Below are 13376 nucleotides of genomic sequence, written 5' to 3' on the forward strand. Positions count from 1 at the left end.
ACGTGGCATCGCTGACGCTTTACGGACGCGCGTGGTGCCACCTCTGCGACGACATGCGTGCGGCGCTCGAGCCGTTGCTGGCCGAGTTCGGCGCGCGTGTCGAAGTGATCGACATCGACGCCGATCCGTCGCTGGAAGCGCGCTACAACGACTGGGTGCCCGTGCTGGTTCATGAGGGCGTCGAGTTGTGTCACTACCATCTCGACGAAGCGCGGGTGCGCGCGGCGCTAGCCGGTCATCGCGCGACGCCGGCATGCTGAACGGGGTCGCCGCGAGCAGCCGGCAGATCAGGCCGCGACAGTCGGCCAGAGAGCACGAATGACTCCCGCCGACCGCAAGACGCGCCCGTCGACACCCTTTTCGGCTAAAATAGACAAGTTTTTCACCTACTTACAAGGCGTGCTCCGCAATCGTCCGAGCGCGCCTTTTTCGCTTGATCGGCACTGAATGGATCATATTCGTAACTTTTCGATCATTGCGCACATCGACCATGGCAAGTCGACGCTCGCCGATCGCATCATCCAGATTTGCGGCGGTCTGTCGGACCGCGAAATGGAAGCACAGGTTCTCGACTCGATGGATCTCGAGCGCGAGCGCGGCATCACCATCAAGGCCCAGACGGCCGCGCTGACGTACCGCGCGCGCGACGGCAAGCTGTACAACCTCAACATGATCGACACGCCGGGGCACGTCGACTTCTCGTACGAAGTCAGCCGTTCGCTGTCCGCGTGCGAAGGCGCGCTGCTGGTCGTCGATGCGAGCCAGGGCGTCGAGGCGCAGACGGTCGCGAACTGCTACACGGCAATCGAACTGGGCGTCGAAGTGGTGCCCGTGCTCAACAAGATCGATTTGCCCGCTGCGAACCCGGAAAACGCGATCGCCGAAATCGAGGACGTGATCGGCATCGACGCCGCTGACGCCACGCCTTGCAGTGCCAAGACAGGCATGGGCGTCGAAGACGTGCTCGAAGCGCTGATCGCGAAGGTGCCGCCGCCGAAGGGCAACGCGGACGAACCGCTGCAGGCGCTCATCATCGACTCGTGGTTCGACAACTATGTCGGCGTCGTGATGCTGGTGCGTATCGTCAACGGCACGCTGCGTCCGAAGGACCGCATCCGCCTGATGGCGACGGGCGCCGAATATCCCGTCGAGCACGTCGGCGTGTTCACGCCGAAGTCGAAGAATCTCGAATCGCTGTCGGCAGGGCAGGTGGGCTTCATCATCGCGGGCATCAAGGAACTGACGGCGGCGAAAGTCGGCGATACCGTCACGACCGTCAAGCATGCCGCGCCCGAGCCGCTGCCCGGCTTCAAGGAAGTGAAGCCGCAGGTGTTCGCCGGTCTCTATCCCGTCGAAGCGAATCAGTACGACGCGCTGCGAGAATCGCTTGAAAAGCTGAAGCTCAATGACGCATCGCTGATGTACGAACCGGAAGTGTCTCAGGCGCTCGGCTTCGGCTTCCGTTGCGGCTTCCTCGGTTTGCTGCATATGGAGATCGTCCAGGAACGTCTCGAGCGCGAGTTCGACATGGACCTGATCACCACCGCGCCGACCGTGGTGTACGAAGTCGTGCAGCGCGACGGCACGATCATGATGGTCGAGAACCCGGCGAAGATGCCCGATCCGTCGAAGATCGAAGAAGTGCGCGAGCCGATCGTCACCGTGAACCTGTACATGCCGCAAGACTACGTCGGCGCGGTGATCACGCTGTGTACGCAAAAGCGCGGCGTGCAGGTGAACATGCAGTACCACGGCCGCCAGGTTCAGCTCACGTATGAAATCCCGATGGGCGAAATCGTGCTGGACTTCTTCGATCGCCTGAAGTCGGTGTCGCGCGGTTATGCGTCGATGGACTACGAGTTCAAGGAGTATCGCGCATCGGATGTCGTGAAGGTCGACATGCTGATCAACGGCGACAAGGTCGATGCGCTGTCGGTGATCGTCCACCGTTCGCAGAGTCAGTACCGCGGCCGCGAAGTGGCGGCGAAGATGCGCGAGATCATTCCGCGTCAGATGTACGACGTCGCGATTCAGGCTGCGATCGGCGCGCATATCATCGCGCGTGAGAACATCAAGGCGCTGCGTAAGAACGTTCTTGCCAAGTGTTATGGCGGCGACATTACGCGTAAGAAGAAGCTGTTGGAGAAACAGAAGGAAGGTAAGAAGCGGATGAAGCAGGTCGGCTCCGTCGAGATTCCGCAAGAGGCCTTCCTGGCAATTCTGCGCGTCGAAGACAAATAAGACTAAGAACTGGAACCCTATGAATTTTGCGCTGATTCTTTTTGTGCTCGTGATTATTACGGGCGTGGCATGGGTCGCAGACAAACTGATTTTCCTCCCGCAACGTCGCCGCGCGGCGGAAGCCGCCGTCGACGAGTTCGACCGTCAGCAGGCGCGCATCGGCGAGCGTTTCGCCGATGAGAACGCACCCGCCACGCGCGCGCGCCTGCGTGAGGAAAAGCTCCGCCAGCCGTGGTGGCTCGAATACACGGCGAGCTTTTTCCCCGTGATTCTTGTCGTGTTCGTCGTGCGTTCGTTCGTCGTCGAGCCGTTCAAGATTCCGTCGGGCTCGATGGTGCCGACGCTGCTGGTCGGCGACTTCATTCTCGTGAACAAGTACGACTACGGCATTCGCCTGCCCATCGTGAATACGAAGATCACGGAGGGCCGTCCGCTGCAGCGTGGCGATATCGTCGTCTTCCGCTATCCGAAGGACGAATCCGTCGACTACATCAAGCGCGTGATCGGTCTGCCGGGCGATGTCGTCGCGTATCAGGACAAGAAGCTCACGATCAACGGCAAGCCCGTTTCGGAAACGCCGCTGCCCGATTACTTCGACGAAGAGCGCATCGGCTACGCGAAGCAGTTCGAAGAAGACCTCGACGGCCGCAAGAACGCGATTCTCAATAATCCTGCCGTGCCGCCGTTCATCGTCGGCGCGGAAGACTATCCGTACCGCGACAACTGCAGGTACGACGCGCAGGGCGTCGTGTGCAAGGTGCCGCCGGGCAACTACTTCATGATGGGCGACAACCGCGACAACAGCGCCGACAGCCGCTATTGGGGCTTCGCGCCGGACAAGAACATCGTCGGTCGTGCGTTCTTCATCTGGATGAACTTCAGCAATCTGAAGCGTATTGGCAGCTTTCATTGATTGCGCTTCGCGCGTCCCCATGTGGATGCGCATCTGAGCCGCGCAACACGTCGCGCGCTGATCGCGACGTGTTATCACGCTACTTTAACAACGCGCGGTAACGTCGCTACAACACGCTTTTTCGGCGCCGGGGCCGCGTTTTCGCCCCGTGTGGCGCCCGCGTTATACTCTGCACATGCCCCTATCTCCGTTGGAAAGCCGTTTGCGCTACGAATTTCGCAATGCGGAATTGTTGCGTCAGGCTTTAACTCACCGCAGTCACAGTGCCACGCATAACGAGCGGCTGGAATTTCTCGGCGATTCCGTTCTGAACTGCGCGGTGGCCGCGCTATTGTTCCAACGTTTCGGCAAGCTGGACGAGGGCGATCTGTCCCGCGTTCGGGCGAATCTGGTCAAGCAGCAGTCGCTTTACGAAATCGCTCAGGCCCTGAATATTTCAGAAGGCTTGCGGCTGGGCGAGGGCGAGTTGCGCAGCGGCGGCTTCCGGCGCCCGTCGATATTGGCCGACACGCTCGAGGCGATCCTCGGCGCGATCTTCCTGGACGGCGGCTTCGAGGCCGCGCAGACGGTCATCAAACGTCTTTACGTGCCAATTCTCGACCACATCGATCCGCGCACGCTCGGCAAGGACGCGAAGACCTTGCTCCAGGAATATCTGCAGGGCCATAAGATTCCGCTGCCCACTTATACCGTCGTCGCGACGCATGGTGCGGCGCACAATCAGCAGTTCGAAGTCGAATGCGCGGTGCCCAAGCTGGATGTGAAAGTGTCCGGTTCCGGCGCAAGCCGTCGTGCGGCCGAACAGGCGGCGGCGAAGAAGGCGCTCGACGAAGTGATGGCGGCGGCGCCCGCCGTGGTTGCCAAGCCCAAGCGCTCGAAAGGTGCGCGAGCGGCGAAAGCCGAGGCGGAAATCGTGCCGGGCGTGACGGGCGTGCAGGCGGCGCTTGATCTGCGCGCGCCCGATCATCGGAAGGCCGAGCGTGCCGCGCGCGGCGACGCGAAGCCTGCGGCGTCGCCGGATGTGCCGTCCGCCGGTCAGGCCGCCGCTGCTGCGCCGCTGGCCGTGATCCGCGCGGCTCACGTCGAATACAGTCAGGAAGCGGCCGACAAGACGGAGCGCGCCGATAAGACCGAGCGTCCGGCGCGAGCAACCGACAAGCCGGCCGACAAACCCGCTTCGGACAAACCCGGTTCCGAAAGGTCGAATCCGGACAAGTCGGCGCAGGAAAAGGGAACGCAGGAAAAGGGAACGCAGGATCGGGCAGCCCAAGGAAAGGACGAAAGATCCGAGGGTGAGAAGGCCGAAGGCGAAAAGCCCGAAAAAGCAGACAAGCCCGCCGACAAACCGGAAACAGTCGTGCGCCTTACCGAACGCCAGTCGTCCGACAAGCCCGAAGCCCAGGCACACCTCGTCGAAAAGCCGGCTGAAAAGCCCGCCGAAAAATCCGCCGACAAGCCCGCTTCACGTGCTCGCGAAGCCGCGCCCGGCGCGGGCGCGACCGATCTCGAACCCGGCGTCGCCGGCGCGGTGCAAACGCGCGTGGCCGATGCTGGTCATTGAACGCAATCCGACGTGAACGCGCGCTCACCGTGCGTCCACAAGAACCTGCCGTAGTCCGAATATGAACGCTTCCACTCCCACTGGTTTTCGCTGCGGCATGGTCGCGATCGTTGGCCGCCCGAACGTCGGCAAATCGACGCTGATGAACGCACTCGTCGGCCAGAAGGTCAGCATCACGTCGCGCAAGGCGCAGACAACCCGCCATCGCATCACGGGCATCAACACGCACGACGATGCGCAGTATATCTTCGTCGATACGCCCGGCTTTCAGACGCGCCACAGCGGCGCGCTGAACAGGTCGCTGAATCGGGCGGTGACATCGACGCTGACGTCCGTCGATGCCGTTCTGTTCGTGATCGAGGCCGGCCGCTTCGGCCCCGACGACCAGAAGGTGCTCGACCTCGTTCCCGCTTCGGCGCCGACGCTGCTCATCGCGAACAAGCTCGATCGTGTCGGCGACAAGGATTCGCTCTTCCCGTTCATGCAGCAGATGAGCGCGCTGCGCGAGTTCAAGGAAATCGTGCCGCTGTCGGCGAAGAATCCCGACGACATCAGGCGACTGTTGTCGACGGTCAAGCCGTACCTGCCCGAAGGCGAGCCGATCTACGGTGAAGACGACCTGACCGATCGCAGCGAGCGTTTTCTTGCCGCCGAAATCCTGCGCGAAAAAGTGTTCCGCTGGACGGGCGACGAGCTGCCATACACGAGCACCGTGCTGATCGACAAGTTCGAGACGGAAGGGCGCCTGCGCCGCATCTTCGCGACGATCCTCGTCGAGCGCGATTCGCACAAGGCGATGATCATCGGTCAGAAGGGCGCGAAGCTGAAGCAGATCAGCACGGAAGCGCGCATCGACATGGAGAAGCTGTTCGACGGCCCCGTGTATCTGGAAACGTTCATCAAGGTGAAGAGTGGCTGGGCCGACAACGAAGCCGGACTCCGCGCCTATGGTTACGAATGACGGCGCGACGAGCCCCCAATCCGACGCGTGGATGACGCTGCCGAAGGACGTCGACCCGGACGCCAACCCGGACGCCAACCCGCACGTCGACGACGACTTCGCGCGCGCGCGCAGCGGCGAGTCTGAGACGTCTGGGTCATCGGCACGGTCCGGACGCACGAAGCCCATGCGCACGGCAAAACGCCGCAGCGCCAGCACGCCTGGCACCGCCTCGCACCGCGAGAGCGGCAACGACATCGAAGAAAGCGCCGACGACTACGGCGCGTCTGAACAACCACCGCGCAAGACGACGGCACGCCGGGCACCTTCGCGCGTGCCGCGCGCGCCGGCATCCGAATTCCGCATCGCCGAGCAGCCGGCGTTCGTGCTGCACAGTTATCCGTATCGCGAGACGAGCCTGATCATCGACGTGCTGTCGCGCGATCACGGGCGTATCGCGCTCGTCGCGAAGGGCGCGAAGCGTCCGCATTCCGCATTGCGCGGCGTGTTGCAGACGTTCCAGCCGCTGTCGCTCGCATGGTCGGGCAAGTCGGAGATGCGCACGCTGACGGGAGCCGAGTGGGTCGGCGGAATGCTGCCGCTCGCGGGCGACGCGCTCCTGTGCGGGTTCTACGTGAACGAGCTGCTCGTCAAGTTTCTCGCGCGCGAAGATCCGCATCCGCAACTGTTTCATCATTACGTCGTCACGTTGACGCGCCTCGCGCACGATGAACCGCCCGTGCAGGTGCTGCGTTCGTTCGAGCGCGTCCTGTTGCGCGAAACCGGCTACGCGATGTCGCTCAATCGCACGGTGACGCGCAAACCCGTTGTGCCCGACGGGCGCTATGTGTTCGATCCCGAGCGCGGCGTGCGCGAGGCATCGGACGATCTTCCTTCGAACTGGCCTGTCATCAGCGGTCAGACCTTGCTCGACATGGAGCAGGACGATTACCATCGAGCGCAGACCGTCGCGCAAAGCAAGACGCTGATGCGCTTTTTGCTCAACACCTATCTGGGCGGCACGCCCCTCGCGACGCGCCAGATTCTGATCGATCTGCAGAACCTATGAGCTTCTTTTTGACTTCCCCGAATGTGATCGACCTGGGCGTGAACATCGATCACGTCGCGACGCTGCGCAACGCGCGCGGCACGTCCTATCCCGATCCCGTGCGCGCTGCGCTGCAGGCGGAAGAGGCGGGCGCCGACGTGATCACGCTGCATCTGCGCGAAGACCGCCGCCATATCGTCGATGCCGACGTGCGCGCGCTGCGGCCTCAATTGAAGACGCGCATGAACCTCGAGTGCGCGGTCACGAAGGAGATGCTCGACATCGCGTGCGAAGTGCTGCCGCACGACGTGTGCCTCGTGCCGGAAAAGCGTCAGGAGCTGACGACGGAAGGCGGGCTCGACGTCGCCGGCCATTTCGAAGCGGTGCGGGCCGCGTGCAAGCAACTGGCCGATGCCGGCTCGCGCGTATCGCTCTTCATCGATGCCGACGAAACGCAGATTCGCGCCGCGCACGAAGCGGGCGCGCCCGTCATCGAGCTGCACACGGGCGCCTATGCGGACGCACACGATCCGAAAGAGCAGCAGCGCGAGTACGAGCGCATCGTGCGCGGCGTGGAGTTCGGCGCGTCGCTGGGCCTGAAGGTGAATGCGGGCCACGGCCTGCACTACACGAACGTCCAGCAGATCGCGGCGATCGAAGGCATCGTCGAACTCAATATCGGCCACGCGATCGTCGCGCATGCGATCTTCGCGGGCTGGGACAACGCCGTGCGCGAGATGAAGGCGATCATGGTCGCCGCGCGTCTCGCGGCGCGCTCGTAACGACACGCGACGACACAATAGCGACTGCACGCATATGGCGATCTACGGCATCGGCACCGACATCGTTCAGGTGAGCCGCGTCGCGGCGGTGATGGAGCGCACCAACGGGCGCTTCGCCGAGAAAGTGCTCGGAACCGAAGAGCTGCGCATCTATCATGCGCGCAATGCGCGCTCGCAGGCGCGCGGGCTTGCGTTTCTCGCGACGCGCTTTTCCGTCAAGGAAGCGTTCTCGAAGGCGATCGGACTCGGCATGCGCTGGCCGATGACCTGGCGCGCGCTGCAGACGCTCAACGAAGCGAGCGGCCGTCCCGTCTGCGTGGCGTCGGGCGAACTCGCCGAGTGGCTCGCGGAACGCGGGATCACATCGCAAGTCACACTGTCCGACGAGCGCGATTACGCGGTGTCGTTCGTGATCGCCGAAACGGCCGGTCGTTCTGTCTGATCATCCCGGCGCGGCGCGAGCGCGCAAGCGGCGCCGCGTTCTTTTCCTTTTGCTCTCATAGACCCGATGAAACTGACTCCTGGCCCGGTGATGCTCGACGTGGTTGGCAAGACGCTGAACGCCGACGACGAGCGCCGCCTCGCTCATCCGATGACGGGTGGCGTGATCCTCTTCGCGCGTCATTTCGAAAGCCGCGCGCAACTCGTCGCGCTGACGGAAGCGATCCGCGAAGTGCGCGACGATCTGCTGATCGCCGTCGATCACGAAGGCGGGCGCGTGCAGCGCTTTCGCACTGACGGCTTCACGGTCCTGCCGTCGATGGGCAAGCTCGGCGCGCTGTGGGACGACGACGTGCTGCACGCGACCAAGGTGACGACGGCTGTCGGCTACATCCTCGCGTCGGAGTTGCGCGCGTGCGGCATCGACATGAGCTTCACGCCCGTGCTCGATCTGAACTACGGCAACTCGTCGGTGATCGGCGATCGCGCGTTCCATCGCGATCCGCGCGTCGTCACGCTGCTTGCGAAGAGCCTCAATCACGGACTCGCGCTCGCGGGCATGGCGAACTGCGGCAAGCATTTTCCAGGGCACGGGTTCGCGTCGGCGGATTCGCACCACGCGGTGCCCGTCGACGAACGCACGCTCGACGAGATCCTCAAGGAAGACGTCGCGCCGTACGACTGGCTGGGCTTGTCGCTGGCGTCGGTGCTGCCGGGGCATGTGATCTATCCGAAGGTCGACAGCAAGCCGGCCGGCTTTTCGCGCGTGTGGGTCCAGGACATCCTGCGCAAGAAGCTGCGCTTTGAAGGCGCGGTCTTCAGCGACGATCTGTCGATGGAAGCCGCGCGCCAGGGCGGCACGCTGACGGAAGCGGCGACGGCCGCGCTCGAAGCGGGTGTCGACATGGTGCTGATCTGCAATCAGCCGGAAGAAGCGGGGAAGGTGCTCGATGCGCTGCGCTTCACGCAATCGAAGGAATCGAAGCGCCGCCTGAAGCGGATGCGCCCGCGCGGCAAGGCGCTGTCGTGGGGGAAGCTCGCTGCCGAGCCGCAGTATCAGCAGGCTCAGGCGCTGTTACGCGCGGTGTTCGCGTCCTGACGGGCAGCGTACGCCCCGGGGCGAATGCAAAAGGACGGGCAAGACCCGTCCTTTTTCTTTTGTCTCCGCCGCGCGGAGCGCAGCGCGTCAGTTCAGCCGCATCCGTTGCAGCTTGTTGTACAGCGTCTTCGGACTGATGCCCAGCAGTGACGCCGCGCGATGGCGCGTGCCGCCGACGGCATCGAGCGTCGCGCGGATCAGCATTTCCTCGACATCGGCGAGCGGCGTGCCGACCGTCACCTGCACGCGGCCGCCGTTCAGATCGCGGCCGCCCACGCCATTGCCTTCGTCGGCGCGCAGCGTCTCCAGCACGTCGCCGGACGCGTGATACGCGCGACGCACGCGCTCCTGCAACTCGCGCACGTTGCCCGGCCACTCATACGCAAGACACTCGCGGACGAAATTCGGTCCGATCAGCTTCGTCGCATCGGCCACGCCGCGCGCGTTCGCCTCGTCGTTCAGCTCGTCGACGAGCACTTGCGCGAAGAGCGACGGATCGTCGCCGCGCTCGCGCAGCGGCGGCAGCGACAGCGCGGCCGCTTCGAGCCGCAGGCCGAGGTCCTGATGCAGGCTGCCATCGGCGACGGCTGCGCGCGGCATCTTGCGCGTCGACGCGATCAGGCGGAAGTCGGTGGCGACCTGGTTCGTGCCGCCGACGCGCATGAAGGTCTGCGAATCGAGCGCGCTGAGCAACGCTTCCTGCTGCGCGCGCGGCAGCAGCGTGATTTCGTCGATGAAGAGCGTGCCGCCGCTCGCCTGTTCGAAGAGACCCGGCTCGCGCTGCTCCGCGCCGCCGAACGCGCCGCGTTCATGGCCGAACAGCAGGCTGTCCAGCGGCCGGCCACCGGCGTTGGCCTGCGCCGAACGGCAATCGAGCACGACGAACGGCCCTTTGCGCCGGCGGCTCATCTCATGCAGCGTGCGCGCGCCGACTTCCTTGCCCGTGCCCGCTTCGCCGGATATCAGCACGGCGGCTTCCGTCGGCGCGATATGCTCGATCGAATCGTATACATGCTGGATCGCGCCGCTGCGGCCGATCATCGGTCCGAAGCGGCCCATGCGACGCAGCCTCGCGCGCAGCGACTGGACTTCCTCGGTGAGTTCGTACGGACGCGGAATGCGCGCCAGCAGACTGCGCAGCCTCGGGATGTTGACGGGCTTGAGCAGGTAGTCCCAGATGCCGTGGCGCAGGCCCTCGATCGCGCTTTCGACGGTCGCGTTGCCCGTCATCACGATCACGGGCAAGGCGCCGCCGGGCGGCTGCGCGGGCAGGTGCTGGAGCAGGTCGAGGCCGCTGCCGTCGGGCAGATTCAGATCGACGAGCACGACGTCGGGGATGAAGCGGGTCAGCGCTGCGCGCGCTTCTGAGAGCGTGATGGCGGTGTCGACGGAAAAACCGTCGGCCGCAAGAATCGCGGACAGGCCTGACAGGCTATTGGGATCGTCTTCGACAATCAGGGCATGTGGCATAACGAGCGCAACTGTTCAGTTGGACGGAGTCCCGACACGTACGGACCGCAGCGGCGGTCCCGAGCGCGCGGGCGCTGGATGAGTGGGCTTGAGTGGCCAATGCTCCCGGTCGGATGCAACGGCATCGGAAGTCGCCGGGCAAACCGCGCCCGACGCGAGTGGCCGTCACCGATCGCGGTTGCGATCGAAGAAGCGGCGCACCTCGAGTTCGGCTTCGTCGCGCGTCTTTCCATATCGCTCCTGGATCAGGCCCGCCAGCTTGTCGGCGCGGCCTTGCGCCTTGGTCAGTTCGTCGTCCGTGAGTTCGCCCCAAGCTGTTTTTGCCTTGCCGATCATCTGTTTCCACTTGCCTTCAGCGATATCGTTGTTCATGGCACCTCCCATTTCTTCCGAATAAAACGAAAAGCCCCGTGGGCCTGAAATTCTTGGAAAGCAGGAGCCGTGCCAATGCAATTTATCTCGAAAAGTCGATGTGAGCGTGGACCGAAAGCACGAATGCGCCAACCGACCTGGCAAAATTGCATGCCTGGCCGGTAAAGTTTTCCACCACCATACACGGTCGCGAAAAAAAGAAAAAGCGCCCAGATGGGCGCTTTTTTAACTCGAAGCCCTGAGCGAGTCAGGGCTTAAGACGATTGCCGTGCGGCGCGATTCAAACTCAGGCGCGGCTGCGGTATTCGTTGGTACGCGTGTCGATTTCGATCTTGTCGCCGATATTGCAGAAGAGCGGCACTTGCAGTTCGAAACCCGTGTTCAGCTTGGCGGTCTTGAGCACCTTGCCCGACGACGTGTCGCCCTTGACAGCCGGCTCCGTGTAGATAATTTCGCGGACCAGCGTGGTCGGCAGTTCGACCGAGATGGCCTTCTCGTTGTAGAACACGACTTCGCAAGACATGCCGTCTTCAAGGTAGTTGAGCGCGTCGCCCATCATTTCGGCTTCGACTTCGTACTGGTTGTAGTCGGCGTCCATGAACACGTACATCGGGTCGGCGAAGTACGAGTACGTGACTTCCTTGCGGTCCAGCACGACGACGTCGAACTTGTCGTCCGCCTTGTACACGGTTTCCATGCCTGCGCCCGTCAGCAGGTTCTTGAACTTCATCTTGACGACGGCGGCGTTGCGGCCCGACTTGTTGTATTCGGCCTTCTGAACGACCATCGCGTCGTTGCCAATCATCACGACGTTGCCGGTGCGGAGTTCCTGAGCGATCTTCATAAAACTGTCCTGTACGAAATAAGGTGCTTCAACTTGTGCTCAACGGCATACGGCGCAAGCGGGTTCGGCGCCCGGCGCATGTTCGAGGCCCCAAAGGCATAAGGCGGTTCAAACTGGATTGCGCGGTAAGCGGGGCCGGCGTCGACGGGGCGGGCGCGTTTGAACGCTCCCATTGCTTCCGTCCCACATGCCCGTCTGCTTCTGCCTTGCTGCTTTACCCGAAGCGTCCGTCTGCTTCTTTGTACCCGAAGCGGGCGCGTACTCGTGTGACACTGGCAGCGCAACTGCGGAGGTCCACAAAACCAGTTGCTGCTGGACCCCCTGCCGGCGGCGCCGTCGTGCCGCGCTTGCGTCGTCGGCCGTTGGATAACCGCTTATTTTAACTGAGTTTTTGCGAATTCCGCCAGATTTCCAGCGAGATCGCCGATCGACGCCAGATCGCGCGCCCAGTCGGCCGCGCGCGCCTCGAGTTTCGGGCGATAGCGCTGAAGCTCCGCCCAGTCCGGCGCGCCATTGCCGTTCCATGCGTGCCAGAAGCGGCTGAGCGCCCCGCGCGCAGCGGCGGGCAGCACATGCGCATAGTGCGCGAGCGCGGCGTCGAGCTTGGGCAGATGGGCGTCGTCGGCTTGCGGATAGATGTGCCAGACGAACGGACGCGCGGCCCACTGCGCGCGCACGAACGAGTCTTCGCCGCGCACGAAGTTGATGTCGCTGACCCACAGCAGCTCGTCGTAGCCCGGCTGATCGGTGAATGCGAGCGCATGGGCGCGCAGATTGCCGCACGACGCATGCGCGCCCGCCGCGAACGACGACAGGCCGAAAAATCGCGCCACCGCGCCCGAAATACGTCCCTCCGGCACGAGCAACACGGTTTCGCTGCCGGCGTCGCGCCACTGAGCGAGCAGGCTGTCGACGGCCGGGTTTTCGTACGCGAACAGCGACACGACAGTCGCGCCCTGTTCCGGCGGTGCGCTTCCCGTCTTCGCCCGCCACCAGGCGGCGCGCGCGTCAGGCGACGCAAGGAACGCCGCGCGGCGCGCGTCGAGGTCGCGCTCCTTCAATACGCCGCCCGTGCCTTTGCCGAGCCCCGGGAAGAAAAACGTCTTCGACAGCGCGTAACGCGGATGCGGCGACGGCCGCAAGTGAAAATCCGCGACCCAGTCTTCGCCGCTCAGATATTCGAGGTTGAACCAGACGGGCACGTGCTTGCGCCGCGCCATCGCCGCGATGTAGACGGGCGGCAGTTCGCACGCGAACGCCTCGATCACGACGTCGGCCACTTGCAGCGTCTCGCCCGCATGCGCGGGCTCGTGCCAGTGCTCGATGACGATGCCGTCGACGGTCTGCCGCGCCTTGTCGACATCGACGGATGGGTTGAGCTTGTGAAACGCATGCAGATCGTCGACGAACACGCGCACCTGCCAGCCGTGTTCGTTCGCAAGCTGCCGGGCTAGCCGCCAGCACACGCCGATATCGCCGAAGTTGTCGATTACCGCGCAGAAAAGGTCGCATGCGATCGCCGAGGGCTGCGGCCGTCGAGTGCGTCGAGTTGAAACGGGGGGCATGATGGCGGCGCCTAGGTTCGGGCGCGGGCGGAATGTTCTAAACTGGCGATTCTAAAGCACGCGAACCCACGCAACCCACACAATGCGCCGTCCACGCCCG

Annotated in this window: 13 protein-coding genes; 9 read left to right on the top strand and 4 right to left on the bottom strand. The window is 63.7% G+C overall.

Annotated elements, in window-relative coordinates:
- Window positions 1-2 precede the first annotated feature (2 nt).
- From VSR68_RS02560 to nagZ, 9 genes are all read left to right on the top strand, one after another.
- A complete protein-coding gene (locus tag VSR68_RS02560) occupies window positions 3-260 on the top strand; it encodes a glutaredoxin family protein (protein ID WP_342938279.1) in 258 nt (85 codons plus the stop codon).
- 187 nt (window positions 261-447) lie between these two features.
- A complete protein-coding gene (gene lepA, locus VSR68_RS02565; RefSeq protein WP_342938280.1) occupies window positions 448-2241 on the top strand; it encodes a translation elongation factor 4 in 1794 nt (597 codons plus the stop codon).
- Window positions 2242-2260: 19 nt separating this feature from the next.
- A complete protein-coding gene (lepB, locus tag VSR68_RS02570; protein WP_342938281.1) occupies window positions 2261-3154 on the top strand; it encodes a signal peptidase I in 894 nt (297 codons plus the stop codon).
- A 175-nt stretch (window positions 3155-3329) separates the two neighbouring features.
- Window positions 3330-4715 (top strand): ribonuclease III, encoded by a 1386-nt coding sequence (gene rnc / locus VSR68_RS02575; RefSeq protein WP_342938282.1) that lies wholly within the window; start codon window positions 3330-3332, stop codon window positions 4713-4715.
- 61 nt (window positions 4716-4776) lie between these two features.
- The gene (gene era / locus VSR68_RS02580) at window positions 4777-5676 is read left to right on the top strand and encodes a GTPase Era (protein WP_342938283.1); all 900 of its coding nucleotides are present in this window, start codon (window positions 4777-4779) and stop codon (window positions 5674-5676) included.
- Window positions 5663-6724, top strand: coding sequence for a DNA repair protein RecO (gene recO, locus VSR68_RS02585; protein WP_342938284.1), 1062 nt, complete (start codon window positions 5663-5665; stop codon window positions 6722-6724). The genes era and recO overlap by 14 nt, the downstream gene beginning before the upstream one ends.
- Window positions 6721-7485, top strand: a complete 765-nt coding sequence (pdxJ, locus tag VSR68_RS02590) for a pyridoxine 5'-phosphate synthase (RefSeq protein ID WP_342938285.1) — start codon at window positions 6721-6723, stop codon at window positions 7483-7485. Before recO ends, pdxJ begins: the two co-directional genes overlap by 4 nt.
- Before the next feature lie 34 nt (window positions 7486-7519).
- Window positions 7520-7927: a holo-ACP synthase gene (gene acpS / locus VSR68_RS02595; protein WP_342938286.1), complete on the top strand. Its 408-nt coding sequence runs from the start codon at window positions 7520-7522 to the stop codon at window positions 7925-7927.
- A gap of 66 nt (window positions 7928-7993) precedes the next feature.
- On the top strand, window positions 7994-9025 hold the full coding sequence (gene nagZ / locus VSR68_RS02600) for a beta-N-acetylhexosaminidase (protein WP_342938287.1): 1032 nt from the start codon (window positions 7994-7996) through the stop codon (window positions 9023-9025).
- 87 nt (window positions 9026-9112) lie between these two features.
- On the opposite strand, the gene VSR68_RS02605 is transcribed toward nagZ, so the two are convergent.
- The 4 genes from VSR68_RS02605 to earP all read right to left on the bottom strand — a co-directional run bounded on the left by VSR68_RS02605 (window position 9113) and on the right by earP (window position 13276).
- Entirely contained in the window at window positions 9113-10495 is a 1383-nt protein-coding gene (locus tag VSR68_RS02605; RefSeq protein ID WP_342938288.1) for a sigma-54 dependent transcriptional regulator, read from the bottom strand.
- A 165-nt stretch (window positions 10496-10660) separates the two neighbouring features.
- Window positions 10661-10867, bottom strand: a complete 207-nt coding sequence (locus VSR68_RS02610) for a CsbD family protein (RefSeq protein WP_342938289.1) — start codon at window positions 10865-10867, stop codon at window positions 10661-10663.
- Window positions 10868-11153: 286 nt separating this feature from the next.
- A complete protein-coding gene (gene efp / locus VSR68_RS02615) occupies window positions 11154-11711 on the bottom strand; it encodes an elongation factor P (protein ID WP_342938290.1) in 558 nt (185 codons plus the stop codon).
- Window positions 11712-12085: 374 nt separating this feature from the next.
- Window positions 12086-13276, bottom strand: a complete 1191-nt coding sequence (gene earP, locus VSR68_RS02620; RefSeq protein ID WP_342938291.1) for an elongation factor P maturation arginine rhamnosyltransferase EarP — start codon at window positions 13274-13276, stop codon at window positions 12086-12088.
- Window positions 13277-13376 lie beyond the last annotated feature (100 nt).

It is taken from the genome of Paraburkholderia phymatum, from assembly GCF_038900715.1.
GTDB lineage: Bacteria > Pseudomonadota > Gammaproteobacteria > Burkholderiales > Burkholderiaceae > Paraburkholderia > Paraburkholderia phymatum_A.